The sequence below is a fragment of the Undibacterium sp. CY21W genome (assembly GCF_014284265.1).
GTDB classification, from domain to species: Bacteria; Pseudomonadota; Gammaproteobacteria; order Burkholderiales; family Burkholderiaceae_D; genus Undibacterium; species Undibacterium aquatile.
In genome coordinates this window covers 96,056-112,650 of record NZ_JACOGE010000008.1, presented here as the reverse complement: position 1 = coordinate 112,650, position 16,595 = coordinate 96,056, and the positions used below count along the sequence as shown (strand labels likewise).

General features: G+C 49.4%; 15 protein-coding genes and 2 tRNA genes. 7 read left to right on the top strand and 10 right to left on the bottom strand.

Annotated elements, in window-relative coordinates; genetic code table 11:
- Window positions 1-301: 301 nt before the first annotated feature.
- A complete protein-coding gene (locus H8K29_RS16690) occupies window positions 302-1,006 on the top strand; it encodes a M24 family metallopeptidase (RefSeq protein ID WP_200181394.1) in 705 nt (234 codons plus the stop codon).
- Between the two features lie 92 nt (window positions 1,007-1,098).
- Here H8K29_RS16690 and H8K29_RS16685 read toward each other — a convergent pair whose 3' ends face one another.
- The gene (locus tag H8K29_RS16685) at window positions 1,099-1,980 is read right to left on the bottom strand and encodes a hypothetical protein (protein ID WP_186898491.1); all 882 of its coding nucleotides are present in this window, start codon (window positions 1,978-1,980) and stop codon (window positions 1,099-1,101) included.
- A gap of 253 nt (window positions 1,981-2,233) precedes the next feature.
- Here H8K29_RS16685 and hpnD point away from each other — a divergent pair, with 253 nt between their 5' ends.
- Entirely contained in the window at window positions 2,234-3,067 is an 834-nt protein-coding gene (hpnD, locus tag H8K29_RS16680) for a presqualene diphosphate synthase HpnD (protein WP_186898490.1), read from the top strand.
- Window position 3,068: 1 nt separating this feature from the next.
- A complete protein-coding gene (gene hpnE / locus H8K29_RS16675) occupies window positions 3,069-4,400 on the top strand; it encodes a hydroxysqualene dehydroxylase HpnE (protein ID WP_186898489.1) in 1,332 nt (443 codons plus the stop codon).
- Window positions 4,401-4,426: 26 nt separating this feature from the next.
- Here the strand turns inward: hpnE and radA are convergent, their stop codons facing one another.
- On the bottom strand, window positions 4,427-5,806 hold the full coding sequence (radA, locus tag H8K29_RS16670) for a DNA repair protein RadA (RefSeq protein WP_186898488.1): 1,380 nt from the start codon (window positions 5,804-5,806) through the stop codon (window positions 4,427-4,429).
- 138 nt (window positions 5,807-5,944) lie between these two features.
- Here radA and lplT point away from each other — a divergent pair, with 138 nt between their 5' ends.
- On the top strand, window positions 5,945-7,207 hold the full coding sequence (gene lplT / locus H8K29_RS16665) for a lysophospholipid transporter LplT (RefSeq protein WP_186883690.1): 1,263 nt from the start codon (window positions 5,945-5,947) through the stop codon (window positions 7,205-7,207).
- Here lplT and H8K29_RS16660 read toward each other — a convergent pair.
- From H8K29_RS16660 to tsaB, 4 genes are read right to left on the bottom strand one after another with little or no spacing between them, the layout of a single operon-like run.
- Window positions 7,204-8,175, bottom strand: coding sequence for a DUF1853 family protein (locus tag H8K29_RS16660; RefSeq protein WP_186898487.1), 972 nt, complete (start codon window positions 8,173-8,175; stop codon window positions 7,204-7,206). The two genes, lplT and H8K29_RS16660, sit on opposite strands and share 4 nt — an antisense overlap.
- Window positions 8,175-8,987, bottom strand: coding sequence for a uracil-DNA glycosylase family protein (locus H8K29_RS16655; RefSeq protein WP_186898486.1), 813 nt, complete (start codon window positions 8,985-8,987; stop codon window positions 8,175-8,177). Before H8K29_RS16655 ends, H8K29_RS16660 begins: the two co-directional genes overlap by 1 nt.
- Window positions 8,987-9,421 carry a ribosomal protein S18-alanine N-acetyltransferase gene (gene rimI / locus H8K29_RS16650; RefSeq protein ID WP_370527213.1) on the bottom strand — a complete coding sequence of 145 codons (435 nt, stop codon included), beginning with the start codon at window positions 9,419-9,421 and terminating at the stop codon, window positions 8,987-8,989. Before rimI ends, H8K29_RS16655 begins: the two co-directional genes overlap by 1 nt.
- A gap of 44 nt (window positions 9,422-9,465) precedes the next feature.
- On the bottom strand, window positions 9,466-10,155 hold the full coding sequence (gene tsaB / locus H8K29_RS16645) for a tRNA (adenosine(37)-N6)-threonylcarbamoyltransferase complex dimerization subunit type 1 TsaB (RefSeq protein WP_186898484.1): 690 nt from the start codon (window positions 10,153-10,155) through the stop codon (window positions 9,466-9,468).
- A gap of 73 nt (window positions 10,156-10,228) precedes the next feature.
- Between tsaB and H8K29_RS16640 the strand changes: the two genes are divergently transcribed.
- Window positions 10,229-10,639 (top strand): thioredoxin family protein, encoded by a 411-nt coding sequence (locus H8K29_RS16640; RefSeq protein ID WP_186898483.1) that lies wholly within the window; start codon window positions 10,229-10,231, stop codon window positions 10,637-10,639.
- Between the two features lie 107 nt (window positions 10,640-10,746).
- Here the strand turns inward: H8K29_RS16640 and H8K29_RS16635 are convergent.
- From H8K29_RS16635 to hpaR, 4 genes are all read right to left on the bottom strand, one after another.
- Window positions 10,747-10,823: transfer RNA gene (locus tag H8K29_RS16635), tRNA-Arg, on the bottom strand.
- 187 nt (window positions 10,824-11,010) lie between these two features.
- A tRNA-Arg gene (locus H8K29_RS16630) sits at window positions 11,011-11,087 on the bottom strand.
- A gap of 56 nt (window positions 11,088-11,143) precedes the next feature.
- Window positions 11,144-13,021 (bottom strand): potassium transporter Kup, encoded by a 1,878-nt coding sequence (locus tag H8K29_RS16625; RefSeq protein ID WP_223826891.1) that lies wholly within the window; start codon window positions 13,019-13,021, stop codon window positions 11,144-11,146.
- 363 nt (window positions 13,022-13,384) lie between these two features.
- The gene (hpaR, locus tag H8K29_RS16620) at window positions 13,385-13,840 is read right to left on the bottom strand and encodes a homoprotocatechuate degradation operon regulator HpaR (protein WP_186883696.1); all 456 of its coding nucleotides are present in this window, start codon (window positions 13,838-13,840) and stop codon (window positions 13,385-13,387) included.
- Window positions 13,841-13,983: 143 nt separating this feature from the next.
- Here hpaR and H8K29_RS16615 point away from each other — a divergent pair, with 143 nt between their 5' ends.
- Both H8K29_RS16615 and H8K29_RS16610 read left to right on the top strand, forming a co-directional pair.
- The gene (locus H8K29_RS16615) at window positions 13,984-14,922 is read left to right on the top strand and encodes a bestrophin family protein (protein ID WP_186898482.1); all 939 of its coding nucleotides are present in this window, start codon (window positions 13,984-13,986) and stop codon (window positions 14,920-14,922) included.
- Window positions 14,923-15,039: 117 nt separating this feature from the next.
- A complete protein-coding gene (locus H8K29_RS16610; RefSeq protein ID WP_186898481.1) occupies window positions 15,040-16,566 on the top strand; it encodes an acetyl-CoA hydrolase/transferase family protein in 1,527 nt (508 codons plus the stop codon).
- Window positions 16,567-16,595: the final 29 nt, after the last annotated feature.

The following is a 16,595-nucleotide window of genomic DNA, read 5'->3' as shown; positions in this document are numbered from 1 at the left end:
AGCCGCATAATGCGACTGGCAAGACGATCCCAGTCCCCACCTCCAGCAACCTTAACAACGCCAGGCTTACTCATGCGAACTTGTATATCGCGAATGTTTTTCCTACTATGCGTTTTCCCACTGAGTGCGTGCACTGTCATTGCCATCGCCGACGTCGCCGTCTCCACGACAGTGAAAGTCGGAGGTGCCGTTGTTGGAACGGCGGTGGATGTGACCGCCGCAGGCGTTAAAGCGGTAACGAAGAGCAACTCTGAAAAATAAACTCAGATTCACTATCACGCCCAGTTGAAACGGAAAGATTATGCCAACCGCGTTCGAGATCGAACAGCACAGACAAGTACAAAGCGCCGCCAAAACTGTATTGCAGCAAATGGCTGGTCTGATTACTGCAGATGACACCGAAAAAAGTATCGCTGAAAAAGCGCACCGGCTACTGCAGGCGCAAGGCTATCCGGATACCTGGTATCACTCATGTCCGGCACTGGTATTACTTGGGTCTCGCAGTTGCGTCTCCGTCTCCGGGCGCGATTATCAACCCAACGAAGAACGTGTCGGTAACGATAATCTGGTGACGATCGATCTGAGTCCGACACGGGATCGCTTTTGGGGCGACTGCGCCCGTTCATTTCCGATAGAACATGGCAAAGTCACACCAACACCGCAATTAATCGAATTCAGAAATGGTCTGAATTTCCTGAAACAGATGCATCAGCAAATGCAGGCGCTGGTAAGACCTCAGACCACATTTGGCCAGTTGTTCGAATGGGCCAATATGCGCATACGTCAGAACGGTTTCGTCAATCTCGATTATCGCAACAACGTCGGCCACAGCATCGCTAACGACAAAGATCAGCGCCAGTATATTGATTCCAGCAATGACATCCCTTTGTCGGAAGTTGGTTTTTTCAGCTTTGAACCATTTATCAGGCTCAAGGGAGGAAAATGGGGCTTCAAGCGGGAAGGTATTTTTTATTTCAATGACGCAGGCATGCTGGAAGAACTGTAACCCTGCCATCGCTCGGTGCATCAAACAGTAAAAAAGCCCACCAATCATGGTGGGCTTTTTTTATATGAAGTGAATGCTGAATGCCAGTGCGCTCAGACGCAATTCACCACGATGTTGCTTGCTGCGTCCGGCTTGGTAATATCTGCCACACCGCTTGCATTCTGCACAGTACAGGTCTGCCCGGTCGGTTGCGTTGCCACTGTCACCGCATATGTCATGCCATTGAGCAAACTCCAGCCAAAATTATAAATACCGATCGTGCTGATCGCCAAAGTATCGGCAGTGGATTTTGCTGTCGTCGCATTCGACAGCGTCAATGTATTACCAGCGGTCAGACCATTCACCGTCACCTTGACCGGTACCGCAGGAACGCAGGAAACCGCGACATTGTTGATCGCGTTCGGATATTTATTATCCGCTACGCCGGTACCATTGGCGACCGTACAATACTGTGCGGCTGGTGGCATCGCCACCGTCACATTGTAACGATACCCACTCACCACATAATTGGTCAGCTGGAATGCGCCATTGGCGGACAAGGACATCGTCTTGTCTGTGGCAACACTGGTGGCTGGATTCACCGTGTTGTTGTTCAAGGTAATCGCGCCACTATCGGCCATGCCGGACAGGGTTCCGGAAACCGGCACATTCGGCACACAAGTCACCAAGATGTTATTCAGCGCCCCCTCGCCCGTCATTTTTCCCGTGCCATTGGCGACCGTGCAATTCACCAGATTTGGCTGGCTAGAGACAATGATAGAGTAATTAGCATTGCTCGCCACACTGAATGAAAAAGAACCATCTGCAGTCAGCGTCCGGATGAAGTTCTGCTCATTCATCAATTGCACTGAATTTGCCCCTGTTGTTCCCAGACCCGTGACGGTGCCGCCGACGGAGGTGTAAACGAAGCCACCGCATCCAGCCAGGATAATTCCCAGGCCACCCAAAATTGCCACAAGTTTCGATTTATTCAAGATGTTTGTCCAAATTTAAAGTTTCGAGTCAAAAGCCAGGCTCTTTTGTGCAGAGCGATAATATAATGCGCCCACTATTATACGAGCTGTCGCGTTTTGAGTTAAGAATTCTACAATCTGATTACATTACGATACTTCCGTTCTACATGCGGTATCGCAATCTGAACAGGTTGAGGCATGTTGAAGTTTGTTAGCATAGCAACTCTTATCAACTTTGATCAGCCCAGCGTCAACAACTTTTTTATATTCCAGCATGTCACCAGACGAATATTGCCAACAAAAAGCTGCAGAAAGCGGCTCCAGTTTTTACTACAGTTTCCTGTTCCTGCCAGCAGAAAGGCGCCGCGCCATTACTGCACTTTATGCTTTTTGCCGCGAAGTGGATGATGTCGTCGATGAAAGTACTGACGATATGGTTGCCCGCAGCAAACTGACTTGGTGGCGTAAAGAAATTCAGGCAATGCTGGCAAATGCGCCGACACATCCTGTCACCAGAGCCTTGCTGCCACACCTGACGACTTACCAGCTTGAAGGTGCGCACCTGATGGCCGTCATCGACGGCATGGAAATGGACTTGAATCAGACCCGTTACCTGGATTTCCCTGCGCTGCAAAAATACTGCTGGCATGTGGCTGGCGTGGTTGGGATTTTATCGGCCAGCATCTTTGGCATTAGCAATCCGCAAACCAAAGTATTCGCCGAGAAACTCGGCCTTGCGTTTCAAATGACCAACATCATTCGTGACGTCGGTGAAGATGCGCGCAAGGGCAGAATTTATATTCCGGTCAATGAACTGCAACAGTTCAAGGTGACGGCAGCGGACATACTGAATGCCAGACATAGCCCTGAATTTGAAGCGCTGATGCAGTTCCAGTACGAACGGGCTCAAAAACTCTATGATGAGGCACTGGCAATACTGCCACCAGAAGACCGCCGCGCGCAGCGTACCGGCTTGATTATGGCAGCCATCTACAGAACGCTGCTATCGGAAATTCAGCGCGATAGCTTTCATGTGCTGAGCCAGCGCATCTCGCTGACACCGATACGTAAACTCTGGCTCGCCTGGAAAACCTATATCCGTGGCTGAAATGGCGAAGGTCTCAAAAAAAATTGCTGTGATCGGTGGTGGTTGGGCGGGCTGTGCGGCAGCTGTCACATTGACGCAAAACGGACATCAGGTCAGCCTGTTTGAGTCGGCCAAAACACTCGGTGGCCGGGCGCGCGGCGTCGGGATTAATGGGCTCACGGTTGATAATGGCCAGCATATTCTGCTGGGCGCCTATCAGCAGAGTCTGAAATTAATGAAAACCGTCGGTGTTGACCTGAACGCTGCGTTTTTGCGGCTGCCGCTACAAATGATCTACCCAGAGCACGAAGATGGCATGCACTTCATTGCGCCACGACTGCCTGCGCCACTGCATATGCTCGTGGCTCTCTGGAGGGCGACAGGTCTGCGCCGCGAAGACAAGCTGGCACTCGCCAGATTTTCCTCTGCAGCGCGCTGGATGGGCTGGACGCTCAATACCGATTGCACCGTCGCAGAATTGCTGCAACGCTTTGATCAGACGGACAGACTGTGCCGCCTGATGTGGAATCCACTTTGCATCGCTGCATTGAATACACCTGCTGAACAGGCTTCCGCGCAGGTGTTTCTGAATGTCCTGCGGGACAGCCTTGGCGCCAGTCGCGCCGCATCCGACATGTTGCTGCCGAGACTGAATCTGTCGGCACTGTTCCCCCAAAAAGCGGCGGAATTCATACAGCGCCACGGCGCTGATGTGGCATGTTCAAGCGCAATCAAAGCAATCAAAAAAGACGGCGCATCTCAATGGATCATCGAGTCCGTCCAGCAAAATGAGCAGGCATTTGACGGCATCGTTATTGCCACTGATGCCAGTAATGCACAGCGACTGCTCAGCGATGCGGACACTGGCATGACCTTGCCGCCACTGACATACGAAGCCATCACGAGCTGCTATTTGCAGTATGCGCCAGGAACAAGCCTGCCGCGCCCCATGTATGCTTTATTGGACGATCCCTCGCAACAGCAATGGGGGCAATATGTATTTGACCGCGGCCAGTTGCATGATGATCAGAGCGGCTTGTTTGCAGTCGTGATCAGCGCACCCAAAGAGCACCAACAAGATCACCAGTCACTCGCAAGCGCGATTGCCCGGCAATTAGCTGACAGCTTCCAGCGCCCCGAACTGGCAAGCCCTCTGTGGCATCAGATCATTACTGAAAAAAGAGCAACCTTCAGTTGCACTCCGGCGCTGCAACGCCCATCAAACAGCACAGGCATACCCGGGCTGACATTGGCCGGAGACTATACGCAGGGCGGTTATCCTGCGACACTGGAAGGCGCGATCAGCAGCGGCATCCACGCAGCAACTGAGGTGATCAACAGCCTGCGCCGATAAACACAACTGCTGCGCGACGCAAGAACTCAGTTAGCGTCATCAATATCGCGGATACGGCTCATTGCCTCATCAATACGATCGACTGCAATGATGGTAAGCCCTTCGATTTTTTGCTTGGGCGCGTTCGCTTTCGGGATCATGGCTATCGTAAATCCGAGCTTGGCTGCTTCTTTCAAGCGTTCTTGCCCTCGCGGCGCTGGCCGTATCTCACCAGCCAGGCCGACCTCGCCGAACACAACCAGACTGCGCGGCAAGGGCTTATTTCGCATCGACGAATTAATCGCCAGCAAGACAGCAAGGTCGGCTGCAGGCTCTGCAATTTTGACGCCCCCTACCGCATTAATAAAAACATCCTGATCAAACGCCGCAACACCAGCATGTCGATGCAACACCGCCAGCAACATCGCCAGACGATTTTGCTCCAGGCCGACAGATAAACGCTTCGCATTCGGTGCGAAAGAGCTGTCAACCAGCGCCTGTATCTCGACCAACAAGGGTCTGGTTCCCTCTTGCGTCACCATGACACAGGAACCAGCGACCTGCGACTCATGCTGAGAAAGAAACAATGCCGACGGATTTGATACGCCTTTCAAGCCGCGCTCGGTCATGGCGAAGACACCCAGTTCATTCACCGCGCCAAAGCGGTTTTTAATCGCCCTGACCAGACGGAAACTCGAATGTGTATCACCCTCAAAGTACAGCACAGTATCCACAATGTGTTCCAACACGCGGGGTCCCGCCAGGGCACCCTCTTTCGTCACATGACCGACCAGAATCATGGTGATATTCATGGTTTTTGCGACGCGTGTAAGCTGCGCAGCACATTCACGCACCTGCGCCACCGAGCCCGGCGCCGAACTCAACGCATCAGAATAAATCGTCTGAATCGAATCAATCACTACTACTTCCGGCTTATGATCCGCCAGTGTGTTCAGAATTTTTTCGAGCTGAATCTCCGCCTGCAAAGCCAGCCCATGCGTATCAAGCACCAGCCGGTTCGCCCGCAAAGCTATCTGCGCGCCCGACTCCTCACCACTGACATACAGCACTTTCTTTATCTTTGTCAGATTAGATAAGGCTTGCAACAACAGCGTGGACTTTCCTATCCCAGGATCACCCCCAATCAGAACGACGCCACCCGGCACTAAGCCGCCCCCCAGGACACGATCAAACTCATCAATACCCGTACCAAAACGTGGCACATCTGACGCTTCAATATCGGAAAGATTCAACACTGGTGCGGTTTGCGCGAGACTTTGGTGTTTTGCCGAAAAACGATTACCGGCAGCCTCCATGATCGTTTCGACCAAGGTGTTCCATTGCCCGCACGAAGGACACTGTCCGGCCCATTTATTGACAATGCCGCCGCACTCCGTGCAGGTGTAATTAGTTTTTGCCTTAGCCATAACTTTTCAAAGAAAACGTAATAAACACTGATATTTTACCCAGTAATTTCTGATATACATGCTCTAATTCAGCGATCAGGCGAGATTTTCATGGTATAAAGCTGACCGATAACACTTTGTAACAGGCAAACGACAAGCATGAGACGTGGTTTCTATACAATTATGGCGGCACAGTTTTTTTCTTCGCTGGCCGACAATGCGCTACTGATTGCCTCCATGGCGTTACTGGTATCGATGCAATCGCCAAGCTGGATGCCGCCTTTACTGAAATTTTTCTTCGCTGTCTCTTACGTATTACTAGCCGCCTTTGTCGGCGCCTTTGCTGATGCACTCCCCAAAGGCAAGGTCATGTTCATTACGAATATGATTAAAGTCCTTGGTTGCGCTTTAATGTTTTTTCATGTGCATCCCTTGATTGCCTATGCTCTCGTCGGATTTGGTGCTGCAGCGTATTCGCCGGCAAAATATGGCATTCTGACGGAGTTGCTCCCCCCTGAAAAATTGGTCGCTGCAAATGGCTGGATCGAAGGCTTAACAGTGACCTCCATCATTCTCGGCACCGTACTTGGTGGTGCGCTGGTCACCCCTCATATCTCGGCGACCTTGCTGAATTTTGATTTCCCGGTAGTTGATTTTCCAATTAATACGCCGACCGAGGCAGCACTCTGTGTCATTACCTTCTTTTATGGGCTTGCTGCTCTGTTTAATTTGCGCATCCCCGACACAGGTGCCCGTTACGCCCATCAAAAGCCCCATCCAGTGCAATTAGTGTGTGACTTTTCTCATTGCTTTGTCACCCTATGGAAAGACAAATTGGGGCAGATTTCACTGGCTGTCACTACGCTGTTCTGGGGCGCCGGGGCAACACTGCAGTTTATCGTTTTAAAATGGGCAGAAGAATCTTTACAAATGCCGCTGAATAAAGCAGCGGTATTACAGGGTGTTGTCGCTATCGGCATTGCCATCGGCGCAGTTGCTGCCGCTAAATTTGTCCCACTCAAAAAATCCCTGGCAGTCATGCCCATGGGCATCGCAATGGGACTAGTCGTCACCACCATGATCTTCGTACACAGCGTCTGGCTCGCCTATCCTTTACTTGTTCTGGTTGGTGCACTGGCAGGCTTCTTTGTAGTTCCGATGAATGCCCTCTTACAGCACCGCGGACATGTGCTGATGAGTGCTGGACACTCAGTTGCGGTACAGAATTTCAATGAAAACTTATCAGTACTGATCATGTTGGGCTTGTACGCGCTAATGATCTATTTAGACCTGAACATTCAGGCTGTGATTGTGATATTCGGCTTATTTGTGGCGAGTACAATGTTCATTGTGATGAGAAAGCATAGTGCAAACCAGCGCCAGTTTGATTCACTGGCACTGATAGGCGAGCATAAACACTAGGGATGCAATTTTGCCGCAGAAGCCCGATCCCACCAGTCTTCCGGGATCAGCATGCCGCGGCAAACTTCCCGGGCAATACCGTTCTGGGTGACGGTGATCGCCAGCAACACTGGGGCCGTCGATATCGAAAAATGTGATTTGATCTGTGTCAGTAATTCTTGCGTTCCGAATACAGCGTCACTACTCAGTTGCACCGGTGCCAGCCAGGCAAGGCGCTGCAAAATAACGCCTTCGCATTCAGGCATTTCCTGCAAATCACGCAAAGTCCAGATGTAACCACGACAATGCTGCTCCGATACCCCATCAACCACAGAGCCTGCTCGACCAATATCCATACCGCGATAAAACAACCAGCCTTTGACAAGTGCTTGAGAACGCAGCAAAGGAAAAGGCAACAATTTCTTTGCTGCCGGATGCAAACCCAGACGCAATTGCTGCTGCACTATTTTCTTCATCTTGGCACCCAGCGTATCCGCGAGATTCGGGCCGAGATAATTAAACAAATCAGGAGCTCCGCTTTGTTCAGATACCGCGTCAGCAAAAAATAAATAAATTTTTGTTGCCAACTCCCAATGTACAAGCCCCTCGCCTTCTTGTACCAGAAAATCAAACTCGCCAATGGTACGTGCCTGCTCGTCATTCACTTGCAGACCATGCGCAAACAGCTCGCTTGAATCAGCAAGAAAAAAAGCAAGCAACACCTCCGCATACAAACCCAGTCGTTTTGTCGGCGCGTCACGCAAGGCCTGATGCAAAGGCTCAGGAAATACATCAAGCTTGGTTAACCACCGTTCAAGCTGACTCTGAGACGGCAGCTCCGGTGCGACGATCGCACCTTCCCACACGGGTGACTGCTGATCGAGCAAATCGGGAGAACTTAACAACCATGCGAGTGAGCGGACATGCACATCGTTCAGATGTCCCCACTGCTGATGAAACTGTGCCTGATAGTCTGGATAGACTCGCATCAGACGTTTGTTGGTAAAGCGTTTTGAGCGAGACACAAATCGCGCCACGCCTTATTTTTTTCTACAGGTTTACGCAATAAATACGCGGGGTGGTAGGTCACAATCATAGGCACACCGTTGACATGATGTTCTTTTCCACGTAATTGCGAAACCGGCGTATCAGGATCGACCCCCAATAAGGCAATTGCTGCCGTCTTACCCAGAGCAACAATCACTTTCGGCTGAATTAAGGCAATCTGGCGCTTCAAATACGGCAGACAAGCCTTTATTTCATCGGGCGTTGGCGGCCGGTCTTTACCGCTGCTATCCGTCGGTCGACATTTGACAACATTCGCAATATACGCACGTTCACCGCGCTGCACACCAAGTGCCCGCAGCATATTATCAAGCAACTGTCCGGCTGCGCCGACAAACGGCTCACCCTGTAAGTTTTCGTTATAGCCCGGACCTTCACCGACAAACAACCATGTCGCTGCGGCATCTCCAGTACCAAAAACTGTTTTTGTCCTACCTTTACACAAGCCACAAGCCACACAAGATGCGACTTCGGTTTGCAATGCATCCCAGGACATCACAGATACGCGATCCACGGGATCAGACGCCGCTGGCGCTGAAGACAGGGGTAGGTCCGCCACTGTTACAACATCGGTGACACCACCGTCAGGCAAAACAGCCGCAGGAGGAACATCCGCCAACGCCAACGTCGCAGCTACTGGAGTTACCTCCTCAGACGCATAGCGGGAGAGCCACAACGGACCCAAACCCATTGCATTCAGAATTTTGATACGAGCCGTTTGTTCGGCAGCATTCATCAGCACATTCTCCGCATCACGATTGCATCTTCACGGGTATTTACATCGACAGGATAGTAGGCTTTTCTTCTGCTGATTTCCTCAAAGCCATCGGCAAGGTACACCTCAATTGCCCGATAATTACTACGCCGGACTTCCAACAAAACTGACGTCATGTCCTGTTCTTTTGCATAAAGATGCAGGTATCTCAACATGGCGCTCGCATATCCCTGTCCCTGATTTTCTTTACGAACTGCGAAATTCAGCAGATGCAATTCGTCAACAACAGGCATTACAAAAAAATAAGCGGCAATTTCTCCGGAATGATCGCGAATACCAAATGCCTGATAACCACTTAAAAACGAATCGGTAAAATTTCCTCGGGACCAGGGATGAGAGTATACCGCCTCTTCAATCGTCAGTATCTGATCAATGTCCGCAAAACCCAATTTCACAAAGTTATGCATGTTTTTTATACTCAGCACGAAAAAGCCGCATATTACTTCTGCCCCTGCACCAAAGCTCGTTCGGCAGTAGTTAAGGCAATCTTATTTCTCAGGTACAGCGGCTGCGCCAGCTCTGGTGAGACATCCTGACCACTTGCCAACCCCAGTTTCCCCAACTCCGCAACCTGTTTTGCATGCGGCATCATCGGAATCGATGGAAACTGACTATATTGAGAAGGCAAAACAACGCCATTCCCAAGGACAAAATACGGTGCATCAAGATCAGCACTCGGCGTAATATCTTCTATCTTCGCCAACACTGGAGCGCTAACTTCTACGCAGACTCCGCCTACAAAGCGGTACTGCGCCCAGTACACCTCGTTCATACGCGCATCCAGAACGCAAATAAAATTATCAGCCTTTACCTCTGCGAATGCTGCCAACGCCATCGCGTGCAGACTAATCACTGGCACAACGTTTAATTCTGCGCCATAGGCAAGCCCCTGAACAATGCCGCAAGCTGTGCGTATCCCTGTAAATGCACCGGGGCCGCATCCGTAAGCCAAAACATCACAGTCAGACAGCGCGATGCCGACCTCGGACAGCAATGACTGCAACGCAGGCAAAATTCCTTGTGAGTGGGTTTGCACACCGGATAACTCGCGCACATAAATCTGATCATCAACAAGCAAAGCTGCTGATGCCAGCTCGGTCGATGTTTCTATTGCTAAAATCATTGTCATAGACGTATTTTACCGTGTTCACTTCAGTGCAAGGCTGGATTTCTATTGAGATTGAATCGGTTAGAATTACAACATGAACGCACATATTCACACTAATGATCTGAAACAGTTGAAAAATCAACTGAACACCAAACAATGGCTGGTCGCCTGCCTTTGCGCTGCATGGTGCGACACCTGTAATATTTATCGCACAGCATTCGAAGAACTGGCTGTCCACCATCCGGAAAAGTGCTTTGCCTGGGTCGACATAGAAGACCATGCCCATCTGGTCGAAGATATAGAAATTGAAAATTTCCCTACCATCCTGATTCAATATGACGATGAAGTGGCATTTCTGGGAACTATGCTGCCTGACGCATCGCAACTCCACCGGCTCATTACGTCCATCGAAGAAAGCGTACGATCCAACCCGATCAAACGCAGCTCCCTCAATCAGGAGGCACCAGAAAACTGGAGTCTGCGCCGGTTAATACTCGCGGACTAATCAATCACTAAGCCAATTCGGTGTTCATGTCAGCGTGAGCACCTTCTTCAACTTGAACATCTCAGAATAGAAAAAAGGGACTAGATTTGCATCTAGTCCCTTGAATCTGGTGCGGCTGGCAGGAATCGAACCCACGACCCCTTGGTTCGTAGCCAAGTACTCTATCCAGCTGAGCTACAGCCGCGAAGAAGAAAATTATAGCACAAGTAAACCCAACATTTAAAGCCCCTCCTCTCAACTTTTATGACGCGAGATAAATAAGCATTAAGGCAAGCAAAAAAAATGCAGCGAACCGGGGAAGAAAATGAACAAGAAAAAAAGAAACGCAAAAAAGAAAAAAGGGACTAGATTTGCATCTAGTCCCTTGAATCTGGTGCGGCTGGCAGGAATCGAACCCACGACCCCTTGGTTCGTAGCCAAGTACTCTATCCAGCTGAGCTACAGCCGCGAAAAACAAAATTATAGCATAGGACTTTTGATTTTATAAGCCCTCCCGCCATTATTTCAAATTTCAACCTGAGCGCCGACTTCAATCACGCGATTGCTTGGGATGTGATAGTAGTCCGCTGCATCACGTGCATTGCGAGACATGGCAACAAAAATGCCCTCACGCCATCTTGCCATGCCACCGCCCGGCGTAGAGATAATCGTCTGCCTGGAAATAAAGTAAGAAGTTTCCATAGGCTCAAAAATCAGACCACTCGATGCACACAAAGCAAGCGCAGCTGGAATATCCGGCTCATTTTTAAATCCGTAAAACAGATCGATCTGATAACACGAATTACCAAGATCAGAAATCTTAATACGCTCAGAAAATGGTACCCACGGAATTTCCCTGTTATGCAGCGTCAGAAAAACCACCCGTTCATGCAATATTTTATTGTGCGATAAGTTATGCAAGAGTGCGTGCGGCACACCGTCTGCCTCACCACGTAAGAATACGGCAGTACCGTAAACCCGGGTCGGCGCAGAAACAAACAGGGATGCAAGGAAATCCTCCAGCGGAATTGCATGTTTTTTCAGATTTTCAAATACCAGCTCACGTCCACGTTTCCAGGTCAGCATCAAGGTAAAAATAATCAATCCCAGCACAATCGGGAAGTAACCGCCATGGAAGAATTTCAATGCATTGGCAGAAAACAGAGAAACGTCGATGGCTAAAAAGAAAAATGTCGCAGCAACACACAATAGAAGATTGTATTTCCAGCCAAACCGGATAACAAAAAACGTCAGCAATGACGTCACCAGCATCGTACCGGTATTTGCTATACCGTAAGCCGATGCAAGATTCGTCGACGAACCAAAGCCAATCACCGCGCCAACAACTACAAACAATTGCATCCAGTTCGCCACCGGAATATAAATCTGGCCGATTTCTTTAGCTGACGTATGCACAATCTTCATACGCGGCAAAAAGCCGAGTGAAATAGCTTGTTTGGTCATCGAGAACGTCCCGGATATCGTCGACTGGGATGCGATCACCGCAGCAACCGTCGATAAGATAACCAGAGGATAAATACTCCACGCACCCAACTGATAATAAAAAGGATTGGTCACTGCTGCTGGATTAAACATCAGCAGCGCGCCCTGTCCGAGGTAATTCAGTGCCAGTGCGGGAAACACAATAAAAAACCAGGCAGCACGAATCGGTTTAGCGCCAAAATGCCCCATATCCGCATACAAAGCTTCGGAGCCGGTAAACGCCAGTACGACAGCACCGAGCGCAAAAAATGCCCCCCAGTGATGGTCGATCACAAAATTCACTGCGTATAAGGGATTGAAAGCGGCAAGAATTCCCGGAACGCGGATGATGTTATACAAGCCCATCAAGGCCAGAACTGAAAACCACAACAACATCACCGGGCCGAACATCTTCCCGATGCCTGCAGTGCCTTTACGCTGAACCGCATACAAACAGATCAGAACAATCAGCGTAATAGGAACAACTACTGGTTTAAAACTGGGTGTGGCAACTTCAATACCTTCCATTGCCGACAACACCGACATCGCTGGTGTGATCACGCCGTCACCGTAAAACAGCGAAGCGCCAAACAAGCCAAGCACAGTCAGGGGAAAGTAGAGTTTAGAATTTTTACTGACCGATTCGAGGGACAGCGCCGTCAGCGCCATGATTCCGCCTTCACCACGGTTATCTGCGCGCAGCACAAGCGTCACATACTTGAGAGAAACGATGATAATCAATCCCCACAAAATCATAGAGACGATACCAAAGATATTGGCTTGCGTGAGCTGCAATCCGTGGGCTGGCGCAAACACTTCCTTCATCGTATAGAGAGGACTGGTTCCGATATCGCCATAAACAATGCCGACTGCCGCTAACGTCAATCCTGCCAGACTGCTTTTCGTTTGATGATTATCCAATTGCGTACCTTGTAATTATTGGTGCGTTGCACAATAGGGCATTCCAGAGGCAAACTCAATAGTCCAAAACAAAAAAAGAATATATTAAGTTAATACGCAACAGTTAGCACATAAATAGTAACCTCACCAGGCAGGAACTGGTACGACGTGTGTTGTCTCGCTCACACGAAAGAGAATAAATCAACCTTTCACAAGGAAATTCAATTACAAATCAAACATCGCGCTAACTATGCCCATGCATCTCACTGCAATCGATCGCGCAATATGATTTCAAGTACGCTGAAACATCAACGCTGGTCGATATAAATAGAGAATTCGATGCGCTTCCCTGGATTTTTTCCAGGAAATAAAAAACCGCAAGAGTTAATCCAACGCAACCTGCTCGACCGCGTCTGTTTTTACCTCATTAAACCGTTCAAGAGCAGCAATCAGTTCATCAATCGCCTCACTTCCGAATGCCTGCTCAACATATTGATATTGCGTGTCAATCAATGGGGCAATTTTCAGCATCAGCGCATCCCCCTGCTCTGACAACGCAATTAAGACACGACGTTGATCCCCTTTCACGTCACAGCGGCGGATCAGATCAAGCTCTTCCATACGCTTGAGTACCCCTGCCATGCTAGGGCTGGATATCTGACATAAATCACACAATTCTCGTGGCTCGAGTTGACCGTGTTCATCAAGCACACGAAAAATTCGCCACTGCTGATCCGTTAAGCCAAACCGACTCAATATCGGACGAAAGTGACTCATCAGATTCGCGCGAGCCTTCAAAAACAGTTGCGGCAGATTTCGGTAGGCAATCCTGTGATTCATATTGACTCCATTCAGATTAATTATTTTCAATAATTCAAAGCCATTGTACAGATTGACTTACTAATATATTAGTGTTTTAATTCACTAATATATTAGTATTCTGACGGATTATCGGTGAAACATTTTAAAAATTGGGAAAAAGCATGATAGTCAGGGATCGCCCGTCTGGCTTTCGCTTGTTTCTCATGTTGCGTGGCTCTGTATTGCCAAGAATATTGCCAGCCCTGACAATTAACATTCTGATTGCTACATTGGTCACCATGTCACATGGTGATTTATTTGAACTCAAAATCACACTGACAACCATTCCGTTTACCCTGATCGGCTTGCCTATCTCTATTTTTCTCGGGTTCCGGAATAACACTGCGTATGACCGTTTTTGGGAAGCGCGCAAACTCTGGGGCGAATTACTGATCAGGAGCCGCAACCTGTCACGCCAATGTCAAAGCCTGATTGCCTATCCGATCACAGCAGTGGCATCCAATGGGTTGGCGGATATCAGGGTACGCATGATTTACCGGGCAATCGCCTTTTCCTACGCACTTAAAAATCTGCTGCGCGATTTACCGGGTGAAGATATGCCGCAATGGCTGACTCAGGAAGAGGTCACGCTGATTCAATCATCCAAAAACAAACCCGATTTTTTAATCAATCGTATGGCGCTGGATCTGCAGCAAAGTATGAATGAAAAGCGCATTGATCCCTGTCTCGCGGCCAATATTGACACTACCTTATCAGCCATCACAGCCGCCGCTGCCGCATGCGAGCGTATAAAAAATACGCCCATTCCTTTTTCTTACACATTGCTGCTGCACCGGACTGCCTATATCTACTGTTTTCTGCTGCCTTTCGGACTGGTAGATTCGATCGGCTTTATGACGCCATTTGTGGTGGCAATTGTTGCCTATACCTTCTTCGGCTTGGATGCACTTGGCGATGAAATCGAAGAGCCCTTTGGTCTTGACGCGAATGATTTGCCATTAGATGCAATCTGTCGTGCCATCGAAATTGACCTACTTGAAGCAATAAAGCATGACCCACTCCCCGATTCAATGATACCGGTGGGTTACCGGCTGACTTAGGCCACAAAAGAAGTACGGATTTCAGAAACACCGGCAACAACAACCTGGTCGCAGAATCAGGAAATCAGAATATAAAGTAATTCTCCCATCTACTTTCAGAGACAAAGGAATATAAAAATGCACGAAGCTCAACAACAACGGATACGTCTTCCAGAATTAAGAAATCGCGTCACGACTGCCGAACGGGCAGCGTCGTGGATAGAAGACGGAATGACGGTAGGCATGAGCGGTTTTACGCGAGCTGGTGACGCGAAAGTTGTTCCCCTCGCGATTGCGGAACGGGCAAAATCTGAACAACTGAAAATCACGCTGATGACTGGCGCATCACTGGGTAGCGATGTCGACAAAACACTGACCGAAGCCGGCGCTATGACACGCCGCATGCCATTTCAGGCAGACCCAACCTTGCGCGCGGCAATCAATCGCGGCGAGATCATGTATGTCGATCAGCACTTATCCGAAACAGTTGAGCAATTGCGCACGCGCCAGATCAATGCGATTGACGTCGCCATCATTGAAGCCATTGCGATCACAGAAACCGGCGCCATCATCCCGACCACATCTGTCGGTAACAGCGCCAGCTTTGCTATCCTGGCGGATCAGGTGATCGTCGAAATCAATCTGACACAGTCATTGGAACTGGAAGGTCTGCACGACATTTTCATTCCTAAGCACAGACCGCAACGGGAACCAATTCCTATCATGTCGGCAAGCGACCGCGTTGGAACAACGGCAATCATGATTCCGCCAGAGAAAATTGTTGCGATCGTCATTACCGAAAAAGCCGACAGCGCTTCGACCATTTTGCCGCCAGATGAAGAAACAGCACAGATCGCAGCCCACCTCGTTGAATTTTTCAAACAAGAGGTCAAAGATGGCAGGCTGACCAATAGCCTGATGCCCATGCAGGCTGGCATAGGCACGATAGCGAATGCGGTCATGACGGGCTTCATTGACAGCCCTTTTGAACATTTGCAAATGTATTCGGAAGTGCTGCAAGATTCCACTTTCGATCTTTTTGATGCCGGAAAACTGGACTTTGCTTCCGGCTCATCAATCACACTGTCGGCGGAAAAAAGTCAGGAAGTATTTGCCAATATCGGCAAATACAAAGATCGCCTGGTGCTCCGTCCGCAAGAGGTCAGCAATCATCCCGAGGTCATTCGTCGTCTTGGCATCATCGCTATCAACACCGCGCTTGAAGCCGACATTTATGGCAATGTGAATTCCACACATGTACTCGGCACACACATGATGAACGGTATTGGCGGCTCGGGTGATTTTGCCCGCAACGCCTACCTGTCGGTATTTGCGACCAAGGCGATTGCCAAGAATGGAAAGATATCGAGTATTGTTCCTATGGTCACGCACGTTGACCATAATGAACATGACGTTGACATTATCGTGACCGATGTCGGCCTAGCAGATCTGCGCGGATTAGCACCACGTGAACGCGCACAGAAAATCATTCAGAACTGTGTGGCAGAGCCTTACAAACAAATGTTACTTGATTATCTGGCGGAGGCAGAATTACGTGGTGGACAGACTCCACACGTCTTGGAGAAGGCGTTTTCCTGGCATGTCCGTTATCGTGAGACTGGCACTATGCTGGAACAAGCTGTCGCATTGAAAGCTGTTGCCTGATCTGCTTCCAAGAGCAGATACAACAAAAC